Raw genomic sequence first — 20,719 nt, forward strand, 5'->3', positions numbered from 1 at the left:
GATCCGAAACGGCAGCAATTACAGGTTTAACACCAGGAAGTCTGAGAGCATAGAGATTCTGATTGCCGTACATATAAAAAATCTGATATTCCCAATTGAACGCTTGCGCCTGAGGCAGTCCTTTTAACAGGTCATGCTTTCCGGCAATGAAATTTCCCCCAAAAGCCGCTTCCTTTATTTCATACCTTCCGCGATAATCCAACGCCTCATCAAAGCCATCTTTAATGAGTTCTGCAAACTTGTCTGCCTGGTCTATAACCACCGCTGTTGCCCCGTTTGCCACACGATCCATAACATCGGAAGTCGAATAGGATCCACGGCCGATGACGATATACTTCAGGTCGGGGGATTTACTTGTGAAATCGGGAAGGGTAATTCCCCATATATTATTCACGATTTTTCTTATACTTCCAGTCGTATCGATCACCGCGCCTTTTGGTGAAATCTTTATATCGGAGAAGTCTCCTGCAAACACATGGTCATTTCCCGATGCGATGAGAGCTCCTTTCGGATCACGAAGCTCGGCCTTGACCGTGTAGTATCCCGGAGAACCATCGAGGTTGATGGTAACATTGTCAACAAGAAGCTGACCATATTCCTCACCGCCTTTAATGATGACTTTATATGCTTTTGAAAAGTCTTTCTTTCCGCCATTATGCTCAAGAGTTACCGTGAGTGTGTGCGCCCCTTTTATGTCAGCTTCGTTAATAATATAGAGGTCTGCAGCTACAGTATATCCTGCCGGTACAACTTTGTTCCTGAGCTTCACTGCAATATACAGCGGGCGGCAATAGTATGCGAACAAACCCGGAGCACCCACCGGATTGCGGTACAGATCCACCATCCCATTATGGTTATACAGTTGAGATGCTCCCCATCCGATAATCGTGTAAGTATCTGCAATATTTCCAATTCGAACATTTTCAAGAATTCTTCCATGGTGGTAGTACTTTACATTACCGAGACTAACGGTAAGTGAATCAACATTGGGGAAAAAGGCGCGGAAACCACTCGTATCGAGAAAGGTATCATAAGCGTGGAACCATTCGATATTGTGACGGCCCTGCCAGCCGTACGGTTCACCTTTCTTATCGTAATACTCTTTGATGCTTTGTAATCTGGGCGGCACACCGATATTCCCGTCTTCGCCCCAAAATACTATCTCACCGGCATTGTCACTGTGAAGGTAGTAGTCATGAGGATTTTTATAATAGGAATCCAGATAACCCTGCGATCCGATTGAAATGCATTCTTCAAAAAAACCGGTATGGTATTCGGTGAAGTCGTTGGGTTTCATGAAGAGTTTTCTGGGATCTGTTTTGGGTATGTTTCTCTGAATTCCCTGTCGGAATGTGATGATGCGGGCAGGATCCATTTCATGAGCTGTCTTCATGTCCTGAATGTTGTCATCTTCCGGTTTATCATAATAGTTCCAGCCCATATTATATATAATGAGCGAGGGATGAGAACGGTCACGTTTCACCATGCGAAGGAACTTTTCACTGCTTAGTTTACTCCTCAGAACTGTTTTCTCCTCGTTATTCCTTCGATAGTACCCTCCCGGTTCCTCATAGTAAAGGAGACCTGCTTCATCGGCGGCATCCATTGCGAGCGGGTAAGGGATTGCGGTATGTACGCTTATCGTATTATATCCAAGCTTTTTTGCTGCCGCTGTCTCTTTTTCAGCCATTTCTCTTGTCGGATAGGCCCCGTTCACCGGCCATAAACTCCAGGAATAAGCGTTAATCAGCACCATGCGTCTCCCGTTGAGATAAAACCGCTGATCCCCGTTCTTTTGTCCTATATCGAACCACCGAAAACCGAATCGGCGGGTCGAAGTATCATACATTTTTCCATCGTCGGATTTGAATGAAACCTCAGCGACATAAAGATTCGGATGGTCTATGTCCCAGATTTCGGCTTTATTGGCTTTTACCTCAAAGACTTGCTCGCTCTCAGATTCTATTTTTCGCTTGAAGCTCTTTTCCCAAATCACAGTTTCTTTATGGTTCCAGGGGTATACCCGGACGGTAAAAGTACCCAAACATGCAGGTCCAAGTAAATTCTTCACCTGAACGATGACATCGACATCCTTAATGGAAGGTTTATTTCTGACATATATATCTTCCATATAAACCCGGTCGACCGCTCTGAGAAATACTCTGCCGGGAATACCTCCGAATCCTCGATTTCTCGGTAAAATGTTCTTTCCCCACCGCATCCCCAACAAGTCATTATAGGTAAAATATCCATTCGGATCGGTGACACGAACGGCAATTTCATTCTTTTCGCCAGGCCGAATCACCCCGGTGATATCCACTTCGAACGGCGTGTGTCCGACAACATCATATCCGGCTAAAACACGATTTACAAACACTTCCGCCCTGAGATGAACCGATTCAAAATCGAGGAAAATCTCTTTCCCCCGGATTTCGGGACTTATATCGACCGTGGTTACCCACCATGAGACTCCCCGCCAATCTCCGGCTATACCTTCGTCGTTCGTGTTATCACCCCAGAAATACTCTTCTACCGTAGCGGGGAGGTGCACGATTTTTTCAAAATTATTTTTAAGATTATCCCAGCCGCAGGTCGGTGAATTTGCCGGGAGTTTTGCAATATCGACCGGCGGCGGATAGATGTCATCGTTCATCCATTCGGCGGTAAAATCTCTGTAGAGTCCCCAGTCACGTTCGGATAAATCGAGAACCAGACGGTCGGCATAGACAGAATGTGTAAAGGATGCAATCAAGAAAAGCAGTATCCAAAATCGACGAAAAATAAATGGAAATTTCATGATTATCTCCTCTTGATATCAAAAAAACCGGAGGTCTTTTTCAGTCTTCCCATAGATATTGACTCCCATACGGCCTCGTGGAATGGTACGATAGTCTTGTATCCGCTCAACACCCTTCCCGGTGATTTCATATATTTCGATGGTATCGATATTGTTGTTACCCAGACCTCGTTCGCTGGCATTTCTCAGATACGGCAGTTCACGGGGATCATGTCCCATAAGCCATGCTGTTACCGCATCACATTCCACCTTTGAACGTGAGACAGCGATGAAATTATTGAGGGTTGAAGACTGATGGTATTTTTTATCGACCATGTGTTTTTATTTCCGTGCCCACTGCCTGAATCCCAGGGATTACAGATATGCATATAGCCAACAGGGAGAATTCCCTGAAGATTCTTAATCGTCAGTGTCGTAAAGCCGATAACATTGTTGCGCGTTTTCGCCATGTCGATCAGTGTTGTATCCTTTTCTCTTACAAGCTTGAAGAATGGAATTTTTAGCATGACAACCCCTTGAGGATTCTCAATCCAGGCGATGTCTGTTTTTTATAATCTTTCCAGGAGTATACATAACGCCCGCCTTCAGTAAAACAAATTTGATGGTCATGCATCATTTGACAGATCCCTGACTGCACGAATTGTTCATGGGTTGCCGCACCATATGTGGTTCCGCCTTTCGATGTACCTTTTTGGAATATCTTCAGTGCAGTTTCATATCCGGCTGCCTGGAATTCTTCCTTTGCCGCAGGAAAAAAACCGTTTTGATCGCGCTGCAACTGCATATCTGTCCGTATCAGAAAGACTGAACGAGGATTATCTGAACCGGCAAGCACATGAAGTCCGGGGAAAAATGAGCAGCCATTAAAAAATTTCGACGATTTATCATATTAATCCTCACTGTATCCCAATACGGTTCATTTAAAAAATTTGGTTCTTCTCCAAAAGAGTTGGTAAATTTTGCAGTGCAAAATGAGATAACTCTTTGAGAGGCAGCCCCCTGAGGCACCCCGACTTTTGAAGAGCAAAAGCCGGGGACCCCGCTATCCCCCGAAGGGGGACTTTCATCGTTTGGGATAAAAAAAGTTTTGTTACGTAAATAATCTAAGCCTCAATCTGTCAAGCCTCAGCCGAAGGCTGACTTGCTTGGGCTTGACAGCAACTAACAACATATTTCAATTCAGGGTTGGATTGAGATCATTTCCTCAATGCAACCCTTGTAAGTAAATTTCTTAACCAACTCTTTTGGAGAAGAACCATAAAAAATGACAACCAAAAAAAGAATAGAAATAACTGATGAGGAGAAGAAGTTTTTTCTTGAGGATGAATTACAGGTTAAAATTAGACCATCTTCTATCGCCGATATCAACCATATAATGGAAATAGAAAAAGCATCATTCCAAGAAGACGCATATTCTGAGAAACAATTTGAAGAAATGTACAAAGAGAATCCGGATTGGTTTTTTGTAGCTGAGATATCGAGTCAAATCGTTGGATACGTTGCTGGTCTGAGTTCCAATGGTATTGGTGAGTTTGATTCTATAGCTGTAGAACCTAGCTATAGAAATTTAGGCATAGGAAGAAAACTATCAAAACATATGATCAAACAATTTTTTGAAAAAGGAATAAACGAGTATGCTTTAGAAGTTAGAAAATCCAATGTTAGCGCAATTTATTTATACCAAACCATAGGTTTCGAAATCGACAAAGAAATTAAGAATTATTACGACAAAGAGGATGCCTTTTTGATGAGGAAAAGGTAATAGCGGCGTCATGTTCAATGCCTTGAGTCAAAAAGAGGGATAGCGACCATTAAAAACTTTAAGATTGCCTAACTACTCGCTACACTGGTCCAACGTTAGGCCATTAGAAACCATATTGCTGACGATTTCATGCTCCATATTCCTCCTCAAAATAAGCACTCTCTCAATTCTTCTTTTCATCCTTCCCCCTTCATCCTTACAACCCTATGCTTTTCATCGCCCGGACTTGTAAGTTCCATTATTTCTCCTAATCCCTCTACCCCAAGTGTCGGATAAACAGCATCCAGGCCGAATCAGCGCTCATGGGGACCGCCTTCGAGTAAGAGAAAATACGCCGCCGAGTGCGACCGACGTTCAGCAAATTGTAAAAAATGGAACTAAAGTATGACTTTTCTTTTGTCATCCGCACGAAATCATAGTACATTTCACTAAAACCAAAATAATTCCTTTATCTTAAGGAGCAAGCGACATGGTCTCCAAGCCCACAAGATTTTACGGTTTTGTTTCGCTGTTCGCTGTACTCACATTCTTTTCAGTCTGTTCTGCATTCAGCCAGGCAAAACCCGGAGTGATCAAGGTCGGTCTCGGTGAAACTGTTATCACTCCGAAAGGAAATGTGCAGATGGCAGGTTTCGCCCGCAGCCAGGTTTCCACCGGAACCCATGATGATCTCCATGCCCGGTGCCTGGTTGTGGAGGGCGCCAACGGCGCAGCGGCGGTGCTTATCACGATCACTCTGGTCGGTCTGGGCGAGGATTACGGCAAACGTATCCGCACCGCCATCCGTGAAAAGACCGGAATACCCGAAAACAACATCGTGGTCTCCTGCACCCATACCCATGCCGGCCCCTCGGTCGGTGCTGCAGGAGCGGATTACCAGAAATTCCTGGTGGAACAGGTGGTAGCCTCAGCAGTGGACGCCTGGACGAAACGCGTTCCGGGAAGAATAGGCATCGCCTCGACCGAGGTATTCGAGCTGGGCAGAGAGCGCCGGCATCTCCTTTACGGCGGGATACATCCCGACCCGGAAGTATGCGTCATACGGGTTGAAGACGACAAGGGCAAGCTGATGGGAGTGGCGTTCAATTACGGATGCCATCCTTCCGGCCTGGACTGGAGCAACCGTCTCTATTCAGAGGACTGGCCATATTTTGCCATCCAGGGTATCAAGAAAAGCGTCGGCCGGGATGTATGGGTGGCCTACTTCCAGTCCGCGGAAGGGAACATCAACGTAGGATACCTAGCGGAGCTTTCCGCGGTCGGCGCGGAAATGCCGGTTCGCAGCTACTGGTACATCGAGAAGAAAGGCAACCAGATGACCGATGCTGTCCTTAAAGCCCTCCCCGGAATCAAAACGGTGAGCAGTCTTGAGGTAAAAACAGCACTGGATACCTTTGATTACCCGCTCCGCGAAAGCTACCCGATTACCCTTGAACAGGCGGAAAAAGATGCAAAAGCCGCAGGGGAAAAGTTGGCCGATCTGGAGAAAAAGCCCGAATATCAAGGCTCCCGTACTCTTGATGATGCCCGCGTGGAAGTCTTTTCCACCAGACAGCGTCTTGGCGCCGCCAAACGGTTTTACGGCAACCAGGACCGTCCCAAAACCCGCAAGCTGGAGCAGCAGGCGGTGAGAATCGGAGATGCAGTATTTGTAACCTTCCCGGGCGAGCTCTTTTCCGACATCGGCCTTAAAATAAAGAAACAGTCCCCCATCAAAAAGACTTTCGTCATCGGGTTGACCTGTGGGCCAGGAGGGTATCTGCCCTCGGCGAAAGAGTTCATCGACGGCGATTACGAAGTGGACGGCAGCGCTTACAGCCCGAAAACAGAGCAGGTGTGCATCGATTCATCGCTGAACCTGATCGGGAGAGTGGAGAAGTAAAGACAAGGATGAAGGATGATGATCCGGCAAAAAGTATCTTGTTATTGCCGGGTCATCAATTATAGAGGCTTTTGCAAAAGGCTCTAGAGCTTTTTTTTTCAATCAGTGTTGTTTCTCATCCACGGGAGAAGCAGGAATGCCGGAAACGAAAAAGGTAGCGGTAATCATGGCGGGGGGATCGGGGGAGAGATTCTGGCCGCTTTCACGGAAATCACGGCCAAAGCAGTTTCTCCGTCTTATTGGCGGTTCGCAGACACTCCTCGAACAGATGATAGAGTATATACTGCCGCTCATACCCCTTGAACGGATTTTTGTAGCAACCGGCGAAAACCAGGCGGAAGGGATACGAAAAGCTGCGCCGCATATCCCCCACCGTAATATATTGGTGGAGCCGTTCAAGAAGAACACCGCCGGATGTCTGGTATACACCGCAGCAAGTTTCCTCGCCCGTCGGAGGGATGACGAAACCGAGCTGGTCATGGCGATCCTGGCGGCTGACCATCTTATACTCCGTCCGGAACAGTTCCGCAGAGTAGTTGCCGCAGCGCTTGTCGCCGCTGAGAATACCGATGCGCTTGTCACTCTGGGTATCACACCCGACCGTCCCGAAACGGGATATGGTTATATAGAGATTGGGGAAAAGAGTGTGAATGTACCGGGTGCGCCCGATGATATTCAGATTTTCCCGGCGTCCCGGTTTTGCGAGAAGCCGGATTGCACAGCCGCTTCGAAATATATTTCTTCCGGCCGCTACCTCTGGAACAGCGGGATGTTTTTCTGGCGTCTCTCCACTTTCCTCAATGAACTGCGTCAAGCGGCGCCGGATCTCTTCCATGCAACATTGGAGATTTCACGGGCGCTGTCCATCGGAGATGAAGAAAGGTTTCACCGCATTTTCCGGGAGATTAGGGATATCTCTATTGATTATGCTCTCATGGAGAAAGCAAAGAATGTTTTGGTCATAAAAGCTGATTTCGGATGGGATGATATCGGATCCTGGGACATATTGGACCGTACCATGCCTGTCGATGAAAATGGGAATGTAGCGTTCGGCGGCCCGGTAATAATCGACAGCAAGAACAGCATCATATACAATGAACCGGGTCCGGACAAAAGGGCTGTGGCGGTGGCGGGAGTCGAGGGACTTGCGGTTATCGTTTCGGAGGATGCGGTGCTGGTTATCCCGAAAGACCGTGCCCAGGATGTCCGCAAAATTGTGGAAGAATTGAAAAAGCGAAACGCAAGGCAGATATGAATAAAATATTGAAAACAGGTGTTCTTGCCGTTGTCATTACGCTGGGTTTGACAGCGACTCATCCGGTGATTTCGGAAGATACGTCGAAGATAGATCTCAGCAAGAAGAAATATGCCTCTCTTGATTCCCTCGTTTTAAAACTTAAGGTGAAAGGGCATGACATAGAGAGTTTTCTTTCCAATCCCAAATTCGAAATTTACGAGAATATCGACAGCATTTTCATCAATTCAGCCGAAGCAATGGGGGCGGATGCCTACAAGGAAGCCCTGAAAAAAGGGGATATGGCGGAAGCTGAGAGAGTTTTCAACGAGGAATATGAAAAGTACAAGAAAAAGATCGGATTCGATGACAAAAAAGGATATATGACTCAGTTTATGAAACAATATCCGGCAGAGTTGCCGGCGGCCGAGAAACAGTATCTCATACCCGGGGAAATCATCGCATCGATTATCGGAATCGAATCCAACTTCGGAAGGTATACCGGCAAGCGCCAGGCTTTCAACGTCTTTATTTCCCTGTATGTAAAGAATTACCGAAGGGAGTTCGCCCTCCGTCAACTCGAAGAATTGCTGACTTTCAGGCGGAGAACCAACAAGGATATGTTTGATTTTAATTCCAGTTATGCCGGGGCCATCGGTTTCATGCAGTTTATCCCGTCCTCGCTGAATCAATGGTTTGTCGGGGAAGATGTCAAGGATATGAGCGATACCATCAATTCAGTGGCCAACTACCTTGCCTATTTCAAAGAAAGAGAAGGCAGTCTGGATAAGGCGGTTTATCGCTACAATCCCAGCAAGTTTTATGTAAAAGCTGTTTTAGAGCTGGCCGAATACGGGAAAGAAATGACCGGAACCGCAGAAGGTACTGAGAAGGAAAACAGGTAGAAGACAGCCCCCTTTCTGTCCTTCAGACATCCTTCCCCCGGAGGGGGCAGGAACAGAAAGTGGAGCAACGACTTCCCTTGCCCCCCATTTGGGGCTATGTGATGGAATGTTGCATTGTGTCAACAACCGAGCATAATCGTTTTTCAATTGTGGGGGTATGTCAAGCATCGGATGATATCCGGTTTCATTATATCGCCCTTATCAGGGGTATTATACAGAAAGCTTTTTAGAAAAAATAGTTAATTTATCCTTACGATTCAATAGAAGGAATTTTTATCATGGGTGTTATGAAGAACAACAGAATTACTTGTTAAGCAACAATTCAAGGAGAGAATATGAGGTGGGTACGTTAAGCATGGCTTGCATAGGTTTCGGTTTTTAATAATGACATTTTTAGAATGAACTTGTTTAGTTTAGTACAATTTGATAGTTTTCAGCGGCGCAGCTTATGCGCCATCGGTTGGGCTTTATGGATAAAATAGGAGGAACCGAGAGGAGGGAAAAGCTATGAGGATTATTGAAGCAAAGATTTTGGACCCAACGCATTTAGAATTGAAACAACCAATTTCTGCTCAAGGTGGAGGATATATTCAGGTGTCAATCCCAGATGACAGAGAAGAAGATCGCCTATGGAAGAAAGCGGCAAGAAAGCACTTCTTAGAAACCTACGATGAGCAGGATGCGATCTATGATGAACTATAAGTTTGGGGAAGTTGTATTGGTAGACTTTCCGGAGTCAGGTGCTACTCACAAGAAAAGACGTCCCGCTCTCGTAGTCCTAGATATAGGCGATGCAGATATCGTTCTGGCTCCCATAACCACAAAAGAACGAACTGGACGAGGTGACTACAAGCTGATAGATTGGTCAAGCAGTGGCTTATTGCGAGAGTCTTGGGTACGATTGGCAAAGATTTCCTGCTTGGATAAGAGCGATATTACACGCTGCCTAGGACGACTCACAGATCAAGATAAAGGCGTGCTGGTTACTATCTGGCAAACACTATATACATTTTAACTACCAAATCAATTAGCCTAACCAATCACTGCACCCGACCAAAAAGCTGGCGCCTTTTGGCGGGTGAGTTCTATCGTTGGCTGCGAAGAAGAGAGGATGCAAATGGCAAATTGCGAACAGAAGGGTTGTCTCGTTCAAACAGCCAAGAAACGGGGTCTTCCTTGAGCATTTGACTTCTGTCTTCTGTCTTCTTCTTTCCTCACTGTTTCCATTTTCCCCGGTCGTACTTGGCTGTTCCGGCAAGGGATGCCAGCGTACCGCGGCCGTACTCCCAGAGAGTTATCCAGCAAGCAGGGGATATTTCCTCACGGCGATTCGATAAGGGCATCCACATGGTATCCCGCCGATTCCGCCAGCGCACGGAGATTATATCCTCCCTCGAGTGTGGAGACCAGCTTCCCCTGGCAGTAGGTTTCAGCGAATTTCACCACCTCGCGGGTCAGGCGGTAATAGGAATCCGAGGCGAGCATCATATCGCCGAGGGGATCATCACGGTGGGAATCGAATCCCGCCGACATGAGCACGAAATCGGGCATGAACATGTTCACATAATCGGAAAGCTGGCCCTTGAACACTTTCATATATTCGCTCTCGTCCGATCCCGGTGGCAGGGGAGCGTTAAGTACTCCTCCGGAGTGGGCATAGAGTTTTGACCAGAGCCCGGTGCCGGGATAATGGGGATGCTGATGGATGCTGCACAGGAGTATGTCGGTGTCGCCGGAAAGCATCTCCTCCGTCCCGTTGCAATGGTGCACATCGAAATCCACGATAAGAATCTTCTGGATGTTGTGTTTCTTCTTGAGGTGCCTGGCCCCTATGGCGATGTTGTTGAACAGGCAAAACCCCATGGCGGTGGAATAATGGGCATGGTGACCGGGCGGCCTGACCGGGCAGAAAGCTCTCCGGTATTTCCCTGCGATGACCCCGTCAATGGCGGTCATGACCGCCCCGGCGGCCCTGAGCGCAGTCTGGAATGAGCCTTTCGACACCAGGGTGTCCGGTGAATCCAGATACTGCGGAGTGGATTTTGCAGTGGCCCTGACCCGCTCGATGTAAGACCGGCTGTGGACATACTCGATTTCTTCTTCCTCCGCCAGCCGCGGCGTGTCCCAGAACAGGCTGTTTTTGTACTTTTCTTTTTTCAGCTCGTTCACAATGGCAGTTACTCTCCCCGGACGCTCCGGGTGGTCTATCTGGGTTATATGGCTCAAGAAATCTTCGTGGTAAAGAATCCCGGTCATGATGCGTTCCTTTTCTGTTCGATGGATAAGCTCTCAATTCGGTGTAAGGGGATAAAGTAAAACCTTTAAGGGTTCCGTACAAGGGGAAAAGAAATGACTATGATGGTGTTTGTGGCAAATCTGGGATTTGTTTGATGGATTCATACCTTTAGTAAGTGTGTCATTTTTATCCATTCTTATAGTTTTTTTGATTTACACTGCCTTCACTTAGCGAACCTTGCGAGAGACAATCTTTTCATCCTTTATCTTTGTTTTTTATTCTGTCTTCTGACTTCTGTCTTCCTTCTTTAATCTCAGAATTCCTCGCAGCTTGTTGTGGGGTAGGATCCCCCCTGTCCTTTATAAAGGGGGGCAACCGATACCATCGGCGGTTGAATGGTTTTTCTCTTTTATCTCCCTTAGTAAGGGGGATGTCACCGAAGGTGACAGGGGGATCATCTTTTGATAACTCGCAGCTCGCTGCGGGGTAATTCATTTGTCTTTGCGAGAAACTACTTTCCGGCGCCGTAAATTTTTACCCCGATCCGTGCGGCGGTTTCCTCGATGAATTGTTTTGCCTGCGGGTATTGCCCTTCGGAAAGGAATTCGAGCATGAGCGTCCGCGGATTCTTCATGCGGCTGAGGTGCACCAGGTAGGTTTCATAGTCCATGGTCCCCGTGCCGGGAATCATCCATTTGAAAGACGGGAGCATCTCCGGCGTCCAGAGCACATCCTTGGCGTGGGCGTACAGGATGTCCTCTCCCAGAAGCGCAAAACACTCCTCGATCAATTCCGTAGTCCGATAGTATACCGCGGTGTTCAGCATATTGGTCGGATCGAGGGTGACTTTGACCCGTGGATCGCCCACATCCTCACGGAGCCGTACATGCGCCCGCGGGTTATTGATGTTGCAGGGATTCAGCGCTTCGATCCCCAGACTGACCCGGCTGCCTGAGGTATCCTTGAGAATCTGGCGGATGGCTTTCACCGAGGCATCCCAGGTTTCCTTCGTCCAGTTGTCACGGTGCGGCTTGGTGGGGCTTTCGGCGCAGCTACCGGTGTGCGATACCACAAATGACAGCCCGATACGATCGGCAGTTTCCACCATCCGGGCGACTCGTTTTTGGATCTTTCTGCGCTCGGAGAGGTCGGGATGGATGTTGTTCACACACAGGTGCAGGGTATAGAAAGAGACATCATGCTGTTTGAGCGCGGCATGGAGCTCCCGGATGTCTGAATCTGCGGCCTCGTTCCATTCGTCGGAGGCTTCGGCTGCGGTATAACCCATGTCCCGCACTTTCTTTACCATTTCGCCGATGCTTGCTCCTTTTGCATAGTGCAGGCCGTAGGCTACACAACTGAGACGTATGGGTGAGGGTCCCGGGGTCAGGTCGCGCCTGCGGTCAGCGGGCGGGCTCCAGGGAGTGAGGAAATCCTCCCCCCATGTTTTTCTCATTGTCCATGCGTCCGAAGGGGAGACGCCGGAACCGAGGAGCATCCCTGCTCCTGCGGCTGTGAAAGCGAGCATGTTACGTCTGGTCATGGGCGATTCTGGCATGGTTACGGCTCCTTTGTTTATGAGAGGAGGGTTTATTTTTCATGTTCAGGCGGATGTCCGTCATAAGATTTCTTTTCGGATGTGCAATATACGAGAATCGTCCAAGGGAGGGGACAGGTTTTATTTCCTGGACTGAGGAGAATGGGAGAAAATCATATTGACTTTTCTCATAGAGTAACATAAATAGATAGTCAACCTTAATTGAATTACCCCGCAGCAAGCTGTGAGGAATTCTGAGATTAATGTCAAAATAGACCCTGAAACAAGTTCAGGGTGACACGTGTCATGCCGAACTTGTTTCGGCATCTAAACAACAGACCCTGAAACAAGTTCAGGATAAAAAAACCCGCGTTGTGAAGAAATCAAGGGCAGCCCAGAGGAGCGCATGTCAAAAGAGCACATTCTGATAGTGGACGACGAAGAAGATATTCTCGAACTGATCGGCTATAATCTCACCAGAGACGGGTACAGGGTGAGCACGGCGATGACCGGAGAACAGGCATTGCACAGCGCCCGTCAGGGGAGGCCGGATCTCATACTTCTCGATCTCATGCTTCCGGGAATAGACGGCCTCGAGGTATGCCGTCGGTTGAAATCCGACTCGCTGACCAGGTCGATACCTATTATCATGGTTACTGCAAAGGGAGAGGACGCCGATATCGTAACCGGTCTGGAACTGGGCGCCGATGATTACATCATCAAACCGTTCAGTCCACGGGTTCTCCTGGCAAGAGTCCGGGCGGTTCTCAGGCGCAACAGGAAGGATTTAACTGAAGAACCTGTAGTGTTGCGCTCTGCCGATCTTGTTATCGACCTGTCGTCACGGGAAGTGCTGGTTCAGGAAAAGCCTGTTCAGCTTGCGGCGACCGAATTCAACATCCTTCATTTCCTTATGAAGAGACCGGGATGGGTATTTACCCGCAACCAGATTATCAACGCGATAAAAGGCGATGATTACCCGGTCACCGAGCGCTCGGTGGATGTCCAGATTGTCGGCCTCCGGAAAAAGCTCGGCCCCGCCGGGAAGTACATCCTTACCGTCCGCGGCATAGGATATCGATTCAAGGAATAGCCGATGCCGAAAAGTAAAAAGTTTGTCTGGCAGATATACTCCTATTACCTTCTCCTTCTTCTGGTTTCCTGTTTGACGGTAATCCTGTATACTGCACATTCCCTGCGGCAGTATACAACCGACTCCGCGCTGTCCCGTCTGACCTCCAGTGCGGTACTGTTCAGAAAAATAATTCTCCAGAAACCGCTGCCGTTCAATGAACATGAGATTAACGCCCTCTGCCGGGAGATGGTTCCTTTCACCTCTGCACGGTATACGGTAATCCTCCCCACAGGCAGGGTTATCGGAGATTCGGATTCCGATCCGGCGCGCATGGAAAACCACCTGGACCGTCCCGAGGTGTTGACGGCGCTTTCGGGAAAAATCGGCACTTCCATACGCTACAGTTCAGTGGAGCCATATCGGATGATGTATGTGGCTGTCCCGGTGGAATCGAATGGCAGCATGTACGGCGTGGTGCGGACATCACTGAAATTGGATGCGGTCAACCGTGAGTTGAACTCATTCTATGGCAAAGCGGTAATCGCCGCAATGTTACTTTCTCTCCTTGGACTTATTTTCAGCCTGATAATCTCACGGAAGCTGAACAAATCATTGGTGGAGGTAAAACAGGGAATATCACGGTTTTCCTCAGATGATCTGGCTGTCAGGCTCCATGTTCAGTCAGCGGCGGAAATCGAAGAACTTGCTGATACCCTGAACGTCATGGCGGACCACCTGGAAACACGGATCAATACAGTAACCCGCCAAAGAAACGAACTGGAAGCGGTGCTGTCCGGCATGGCGGAAGCGGTCATCGCGGTGGATATGAATGAACGGATAATCAATTCCAACCATGCAGCCGAATCCCTGTTCGGATTCACGTTCGATCAAGTCCGCGGCCGTACGGTCCAGGAGGTTATCCGTAACAGCCGCCTGCAGAATTTCATCAAGAGGGTTTTGTCGAGCGATGCCCCGGTGACCGATGAGATCATCGTGCAGTTCCGGACAGATCGTTTTCTTCAGGCGCACGGCAGCATCCTCTTGGATTCTTCGAACCGGAATATCGGAGCGCTCATAGTTCTCAACGATGTAACCAGGTTGAAACTCCTGGAAACCATCCGCCGAGAATTCGTGGCCAATGTATCCCATGAGCTGAAAACTCCCATAACCTCGATCAAGGGATTTGTCGAGACTCTGAAAGACGGCGCCATGCATGACCCTGTGAATGCTCAAAAATTCCTCGATATCATCCTGAAACACACCGACCGCCTGAATGCCATCATCGAGGACCTCCTGAGCCTGTCCCGGGTTGAACAGGAGGCGGAAAACGAGCAGATATACCTGGAACCGGTCAGGGTCGGCGAAATAGTGAAAAACGCCCTCCTGGTATGCGATTCGAAAGCCGGTGAAAAAGGAATACGCATCGAGTTCCGGGGAAATGAGGATATCGAGATCATGGCAAATCCGGACTTGCTCGAACAGGCGGTGGTCAACCTGCTCGATAACGCCATCAAGTACAGCGGTCGGCAAAGCCGGATTCTCGTGGAGGTTTCCCTTTCAGGCGCTGATACGGCAATAAAGGTTGAAGATCACGGCATCGGTATACCCGAAGAACATCTCCAGCGAATTTTCGAACGGTTCTACCGGGTAGACAAGGCTAGGAGCCGTGAGCTGGGCGGAACCGGTCTCGGTCTGGCCATTGTCAAACATATAGTCCAGGCTCATCACGGACGGGTGGATGTTACAAGCGCTCCCGGAAAGGGCAGCACATTTTTCATCTATATTCCGAAAAAGGTCTGAACCTTATACATGACAGATGCCGAAACGGTTTTATCGTTCCCGCGAAGAGGCAACAAGTTCGGCATGACTAGTGTCACCCTGAATATGTCTGAACCTTGATTCGCATGATTTAGCCCGAATTATGCATGAAAACAGTATTTTAGTCTCTGTGAGCGTAAAATACTGCCCCCTAAATCCCCCGAAGGGGGACTTAAAAGACTGCAAGATAAGGCATAATCGGTTATTTTTTAAAAGTTACGCTTACGCATTTTCATCTTTACCACGAAAAGTCCCCCTTCGGGGGATTAAGGGGGTTGCCTCCAAAATTAATAATAAGTATTTGTTTAAAAAAGAGTTAAGAAAATGTCATAGCAAGTTTGTGAATAATTCGGGTTAGCTCGGCTGATAATCTCGAAAAAGATTACGTTGCAAACCCAAAAAAGGACTCGGTATTTCTCCCGAGTCCTTTTTTATATATGGTAGCGGGGGGCGGATTCGAACCGCCGACCTTTGGGTTATGAGCCCAACGAGCTACCAGACTGCTCCACCCCGCGCCGATTTCTTCGTTATAGTGGATGCCAATATACCTTTTCGTTATCGGTTTGTCAAGTAAGGAAACAGCATTTTATTGTATATCTGCGTTATTCTGCATCTCATACTTTGGGCTTTCATTTTGCATCACTTTATATTATACTGCGCTATTATGGAATAGTAGGTATATTTCCCTGATGAATCCAAGGAAACTCATGCAATATCAAGATGATATAAAGAAGAAACTGGAACAGGTTCTCATACAGGTAGCGAAACCGGCGCGCTATGTCGACGGCGAACTCCACGCAGTGAAAAAAAGCCCGGAACAATCCTCAATCAAAATATGTCTCGCCTTCCCCGATATTTACGATATCGGGCAATCCTATCTTGGGTATCATATTCTTTACCATATTCTGAATAAACTTCCGGGAGTCTTGTGCGAACGGACGTTTGCGCCCTGGACGGATATGGAACAGGTCATGCGTGAGCAGGGCATTCCACTCTTCAGTCTTGAATCTTTCCTGCCGGTTTCATCTTTCGATGTGGTGGGTTTCACTTTTCAGTATGAACTTCATTATACCACCATTCTGAACATGCTGGATCTGGCGGGAATTCCGTTCAGCGCACAAGAGAGGGATGCGGGATGGCCGCTCATTCTCGGCGGCGGCCCCTGCTGCTCCAATCCGGAACCGATGGCGGAATTCTTTGATGCATTTCTTCTGGGCGACGGCGAGGAAGGCTTTCCAGAAATCCTGGCCGTTGTCGAGCGGTGCCGGCAGTCAGCCATGCCGAAACCGCATCTGCTGCATGAGCTTTCCAGGGTGGAGGGTGTGTATATTCCCTCGTTCTACCGGCCTATTCATGGCGCCGGTGGCGAGTTTCTCGGCATGGAAGCCCTCCACGGCGCTCCAACACCGGTATGGTCACGGACTGTGGAAGAACTGAAAGCGGAATACTATCCTGACCGTCCGCTGGTTCCCCTGACCGAGGTGGTGCATGACAGGCTGTCTGTAGAAATCATGCGCGGATGTTCGAGGGGATGCCGTTTCTGCGGCGCCGGCATGACCTACCGTCCCAAGCGGGTCCGCCCGGCAGCCGAAGTGGTAAACCAGGTTGTCGCCGGTATTCAATCAACCGGGTGGGAAGAGGTGAGCCTGGTAAGCTTGTCCAGTTCGGATTATCCCGGTCTCGATGAAGTGGTCAACCGCATTGGTTCACAGCTTTCCGGAAAGGCGGTTTCCATTTCTCTCTCCAGTCTCAGGGCGGATAATTTTTCGCTTTCCATAGCGAACAATGCCGCCGGAGGCAGGAAAACAGGGCTGACATTTGCTGTCGAGGCCGGGACCCAGCGCCTGCGGGATGTCATCAATAAAAACCTAACCGAGGAACAACTCACCGAAACAGTGAAAGCAGCCCTTGAAGGAGGATGGACCGGATTCAAGCTCTATTTTATGATCGGCCTGCCTACCGAGACAGATGAAGATGTCGCCGCCATCGCCGCTCTGCTCAACCGTCTCGATGTCCTGCTCAGGCAGTGTCGGGGCCGTCACATCAATGTCACCGTTTCCCCGTTTTCACCCAAGCCCATGACTCCTTTCCAATGGGAAAACCAAAATTCAACCGCAGAGCTTTCACGAAAAATTCGGCTGCTCAAATCCCATCTTGCTGCAAAATCGGTGGTTATAAAGGAGACTAATCCTGAGGTTTCCATGCTCGAGAACCGTCTGGGCCGCGGAACCCGGGAAACCGCCTCGGTAATTCTTAAGGCCTGGAAGATGGGAAGCAGGCTCGACGGCTGGTCGGAGCATTTCAACGGCGGCATTTGGCGTGAAGCTTTCTCCGGAGCGGGCATCGATCTGGGAGAAGGCGGAGGAGGATTCGCTCCGGGTTCGCCGCTCCCCTGGGGGCACCTGCATTTCGGTGTGGATGAAGCGTATCTCCTGAAACAGCGTGAAGAGGCTTATCGCGGGGAGACCACACCCGATTGCTCAATCTCCTGCCGGAACTGCGGTCCTTATGCATCGTTCTGTTCCTCGGTGAAAAAAAGAGCAAAAGATGTCTCTCCCACACCCGGTGTGGAAAGAAAAATGGCTGATATCAGGTTTGGGAGAAAGAAAAAAACCGTTGTCACTGCGAAGGTGGTTTCCCCGATTATTACCGGGACCCGTTTTCGCGTGAAGTATTCCAAAAATGGTCCTACTCGATTCATCGGTCATCTCGATCTGGTGAGAATTTTCGACCGAGTGATGAGGAGAGAGGGAATACCCGTGGCCTATTCGCAGGGTTTCCATCCCCACCCGAAGATCTCGTTCGGCCCTCCGCTCCCTCTCGGCATGAGCAGCTCAGCCGAATATGTGGACTTTTCGTTGAGCGCTCCCTTCCAGGATGTCGGCAAAACCCTTGCCAGAAGTCTGATGAACGGCATGGAAGTTATTTCGGTGAGACCCATTTCTGAAAAAGCCGAATCCCTGACCAAAATCATCACCCAGGCCGAGTACAGGGTTAGCTGTACTCTGAATGAGAAAGCAGCGGAAAATATCGGCCATCTTCTCGAATGCGATCATATCCTGATCAAGCGAGCGACCAAAAACGGTATCAAAGAGGTAGATGTCCGTCCCGGAATCATTGATATCGTAATCGCCGGGGACGGCGGCGGGTTTACCATGATTCTCAGCATGGAATCGGGAAAATCGGCGAAACCATCGGAAATTCTGGAACTTATTTTCTGCGGCGGACAACCTTTGATGGTGACGCGAACAGAGCAGTATGCCGAAGTACAGGGAAAGAGGGTAAGCCCTCTGGAAATTGTTCGGTAAGAAGGTCACAGGCATGAAAATATGGGTTTTCCAAAGATTTTCATTATCCGGGAAAACTGAGAAGATGAAGTCCTCTTCCATACGCCGTTGACCGCTGTGTCATTGACCCTTTCAGTTCGATAAGGAGAACATTTTGAAGAGTGAGATAATTATCAACGCGGCAATCCATGAAACAAGAATCGCCATACGTGAGGATTCAAAACTGGTGGAAATCTGGGTGGAGCGGCCGGATAACGAACGTATGGTGGGAGATATTTACAAGGGGACAGTAAAGGCAGTTATCCCCGGTATCCAGGCAGCATTTGTGGATATAGGAATGGAAAAAAGCGCCTTTCTTCATGCTTCAGATGTGAGCGGCGCCTCCATAGACTTCTCCGCCCAGTATGAAGTTGAAGAGGAAGAAGACGAGGAAGAGGAGGATGAAGAGGAAGAGCAAGCCGTCTCTGCCGCGGAGCAACGTCCGCCCCGGAAAGGGCGCAATAAGGGCGGAAGAGGCCGTGACCATAAATTCCCGCCTATCGAAAGCATCATCAAGAAAGACCAGGAGATCCTCGTCCAGATAACCAAAGAGCCGATTTCCACCAAAGGCGCCAGGGTTACTTCGGAAATTTCGCTGCCCGGCAGATTTCTGGTTCTGGTGCCCGGCGGCTCGAAAATCGGCGTCTCTCGGAAAATCGAATCCTGGGGCGAGCGAAAACGGTTGAAACTACTGGCCCAGAAATACCGTCAGAAAGGTTTCGGCCTCATCATCCGCACTGTAGCGGAAGGGAAGGGCGAGGAAGAGATAGCCAACGAAGTCCGCGAGCTTGTAAGCGCGTATGACGAGCTCAAGAAAAAGGCGGACAGTCTTCCTCCACCGGCAGTCATCCACAAGGAAATGGGAATGACCTCCGGTATAATACGGGACCTCCTGAGCGAGGATGTTGAGCGGGTGCTGGTGGATTCCAGGATCCATTATGAGGAAATACGGAAGTATCTGGCGGGTACTTCGCCAAGCCTGATGAACAAGGTGAGCCTGTATACCGGCAAGGAGCCGATATTCGATCATCATGAGATCGAGAAAGAAATCGAGTATATCTTCAACCGCAAAATCTGGCTTAAAAAAGGCGGGTTCCTGGTTTTCGATCATGCTGAAGCTCTGTCGGTCATCGATGTGAACAGCGGAAGGTATGTCGGGAAATCCAACCAGGACGAGACCATCATCAACACCAATACCGAGGCGGCTCTGGAAATAGCCCGTCAGCTCCGGCTGCGGGACATCGGCGGCATCATCGTGATCGATTTCATCGACATGCACAACCTCGACCATCGCCGGAGAGTGGAAGACGCCTTTGCCGATGCCCTTAAAAATGACCGCTCAAAGATTTCCATCTCCCAGATAAGTGAATTCGGCATCATGGAAATGACCCGTCAGCGGGTCAGGCCCAGTCTTATCCACACATTCGCCGAACCCTGTCCCACCTGCGGAGGGGTTGGGATGGTTCAGGGGCGTGATACCACGGTTACCAAGATCGAACGGTGGCTGAAACGGGCAGAAGCTTTCGGCAGGGAGAAGAGTTATACGGCATTCGTCCATCCGGCGGTGTTCGAATTCCTTATCGATAACAATGAAGAGCGGCTTATCATGCTTCGTTCCAGCACCAGCCTTGAAATCGACCTGGTGGTGGACGCCAAGATCGCCATCGAGGAATTCCACTGCTTCAGCACCACCCGCGCAGTGGATGTGACCGATGAGTTTCAGACACAAACCCGTCATGAAGAAGAAAAAAACAAGGCGGAAAAACCTTCCCCCCAGGCGCCGGAACCGCTGAAATCTTTCGCCCGCCCCGTCGAAGGGGACAAATTCGGCCGTAAACCGAAAGCCAGAAGAAAACGGTAACGCAAAGAAAGCAAAAAAATAAGAGAAGGGTCCGAGGCAGGGACCCTTTTTTTGTTTTGCGCCACCCTCTCTGCCTATATTAATGAGACAAAAACCTGTTCTGTAATTAGGGTCTGCTGAAAAAGTCTGAAAATATAATATAAAGACTTGACAATAAAGGAGATAAGTAGTATATTATGGCAGTGTTTTGGAGGTCGAAATGCACGCATTTCGAATCATACCCCTGATAAACCTTGCATTTTTTAGTAAAGGAAGAGGCAATGTATCGAGGGAAAGATCGACTGAC

15 protein-coding genes and 1 tRNA gene are annotated in these 20,719 nt (G+C 48.9%); 9 read left to right on the forward strand and 7 right to left on the reverse strand.

Annotated elements, in window-relative coordinates:
• The 3 genes from Q8O92_06135 to Q8O92_06145 all read right to left on the reverse strand — a co-directional run.
• A partial coding sequence (locus Q8O92_06135; protein MDP2982887.1) for a hypothetical protein occupies positions 1-2,797 on the reverse strand: 2,797 nt, incomplete at its 3' end.
• 18 nt (positions 2,798-2,815) lie between these two features.
• Entirely contained in the window at positions 2,816-3,112 is a 297-nt protein-coding gene (locus Q8O92_06140) for a hypothetical protein (GenBank protein MDP2982888.1), read from the reverse strand.
• 184 nt (positions 3,113-3,296) lie between these two features.
• Positions 3,297-3,581 carry a hypothetical protein gene (locus tag Q8O92_06145; protein MDP2982889.1) on the reverse strand — a complete coding sequence of 95 codons (285 nt, stop codon included), beginning with the start codon at positions 3,579-3,581 and terminating at the stop codon, positions 3,297-3,299.
• A 480-nt stretch (positions 3,582-4,061) separates the two neighbouring features.
• Here Q8O92_06145 and rimI point away from each other — a divergent pair, with 480 nt between their 5' ends.
• The 5 genes from rimI to Q8O92_06170 all read left to right on the forward strand — a co-directional run bounded on the left by rimI (position 4,062) and on the right by Q8O92_06170 (position 9,282).
• Positions 4,062-4,559: a ribosomal protein S18-alanine N-acetyltransferase gene (gene rimI, locus Q8O92_06150; GenBank protein ID MDP2982890.1), complete on the forward strand. Its 498-nt coding sequence runs from the start codon at positions 4,062-4,064 to the stop codon at positions 4,557-4,559.
• Between the two features lie 469 nt (positions 4,560-5,028).
• Positions 5,029-6,441 (forward strand): neutral/alkaline non-lysosomal ceramidase N-terminal domain-containing protein, encoded by a 1,413-nt coding sequence (locus Q8O92_06155; GenBank protein ID MDP2982891.1) that lies wholly within the window; start codon positions 5,029-5,031, stop codon positions 6,439-6,441.
• A 136-nt stretch (positions 6,442-6,577) separates the two neighbouring features.
• Entirely contained in the window at positions 6,578-7,696 is a 1,119-nt protein-coding gene (locus tag Q8O92_06160; protein ID MDP2982892.1) for a sugar phosphate nucleotidyltransferase, read from the forward strand.
• On the forward strand, positions 7,693-8,580 hold the full coding sequence (locus Q8O92_06165; GenBank protein ID MDP2982893.1) for a lytic murein transglycosylase: 888 nt from the start codon (positions 7,693-7,695) through the stop codon (positions 8,578-8,580). Before Q8O92_06160 ends, Q8O92_06165 begins: the two co-directional genes overlap by 4 nt.
• Before the next feature lie 507 nt (positions 8,581-9,087).
• Complete coding sequence (locus Q8O92_06170; protein ID MDP2982894.1) at positions 9,088-9,282, forward strand: hypothetical protein; 195 nt, start codon at positions 9,088-9,090, stop codon at positions 9,280-9,282.
• Positions 9,283-9,794: 512 nt separating this feature from the next.
• Here the strand turns inward: Q8O92_06170 and Q8O92_06175 are convergent.
• From Q8O92_06175 to Q8O92_06185, 3 genes are all read right to left on the reverse strand, one after another.
• Positions 9,795-9,923, reverse strand: coding sequence for a hypothetical protein (locus Q8O92_06175; protein MDP2982895.1), 129 nt, complete (start codon positions 9,921-9,923; stop codon positions 9,795-9,797).
• Entirely contained in the window at positions 9,901-10,836 is a 936-nt protein-coding gene (locus tag Q8O92_06180) for a histone deacetylase (GenBank protein MDP2982896.1), read from the reverse strand. The genes Q8O92_06175 and Q8O92_06180 overlap by 23 nt, the downstream gene beginning before the upstream one ends.
• Before the next feature lie 491 nt (positions 10,837-11,327).
• Positions 11,328-12,374 (reverse strand): sugar phosphate isomerase/epimerase family protein, encoded by a 1,047-nt coding sequence (locus tag Q8O92_06185; protein ID MDP2982897.1) that lies wholly within the window; start codon positions 12,372-12,374, stop codon positions 11,328-11,330.
• A gap of 385 nt (positions 12,375-12,759) precedes the next feature.
• On the opposite strand from Q8O92_06185, the gene Q8O92_06190 reads away from it, so the two are divergent.
• Together Q8O92_06190 and Q8O92_06195 are read left to right on the forward strand one after the other, a co-directional pair.
• Positions 12,760-13,446, forward strand: a complete 687-nt coding sequence (locus Q8O92_06190; GenBank protein MDP2982898.1) for a response regulator — start codon at positions 12,760-12,762, stop codon at positions 13,444-13,446.
• Between the two features lie 3 nt (positions 13,447-13,449).
• The gene (locus Q8O92_06195; protein ID MDP2982899.1) at positions 13,450-15,228 is read left to right on the forward strand and encodes an ATP-binding protein; all 1,779 of its coding nucleotides are present in this window, start codon (positions 13,450-13,452) and stop codon (positions 15,226-15,228) included.
• Between the two features lie 456 nt (positions 15,229-15,684).
• Here Q8O92_06195 and Q8O92_06200 read toward each other — a convergent pair.
• A tRNA-Met gene (locus Q8O92_06200) sits at positions 15,685-15,761 on the reverse strand.
• Between the two features lie 192 nt (positions 15,762-15,953).
• Here Q8O92_06200 and Q8O92_06205 point away from each other — a divergent pair.
• Together Q8O92_06205 and Q8O92_06210 are read left to right on the forward strand one after the other, a co-directional pair.
• The gene (locus Q8O92_06205; protein MDP2982900.1) at positions 15,954-18,554 is read left to right on the forward strand and encodes a TIGR03960 family B12-binding radical SAM protein; all 2,601 of its coding nucleotides are present in this window, start codon (positions 15,954-15,956) and stop codon (positions 18,552-18,554) included.
• A gap of 133 nt (positions 18,555-18,687) precedes the next feature.
• Positions 18,688-20,433, forward strand: coding sequence for an Rne/Rng family ribonuclease (locus Q8O92_06210; GenBank protein MDP2982901.1), 1,746 nt, complete (start codon positions 18,688-18,690; stop codon positions 20,431-20,433).
• Positions 20,434-20,719 lie beyond the last annotated feature (286 nt).

Source organism: Candidatus Latescibacter sp. (genome assembly GCA_030692375.1).
Taxonomy (GTDB): Bacteria; Latescibacterota; Latescibacteria; order Latescibacterales; family Latescibacteraceae; genus JAUYCD01.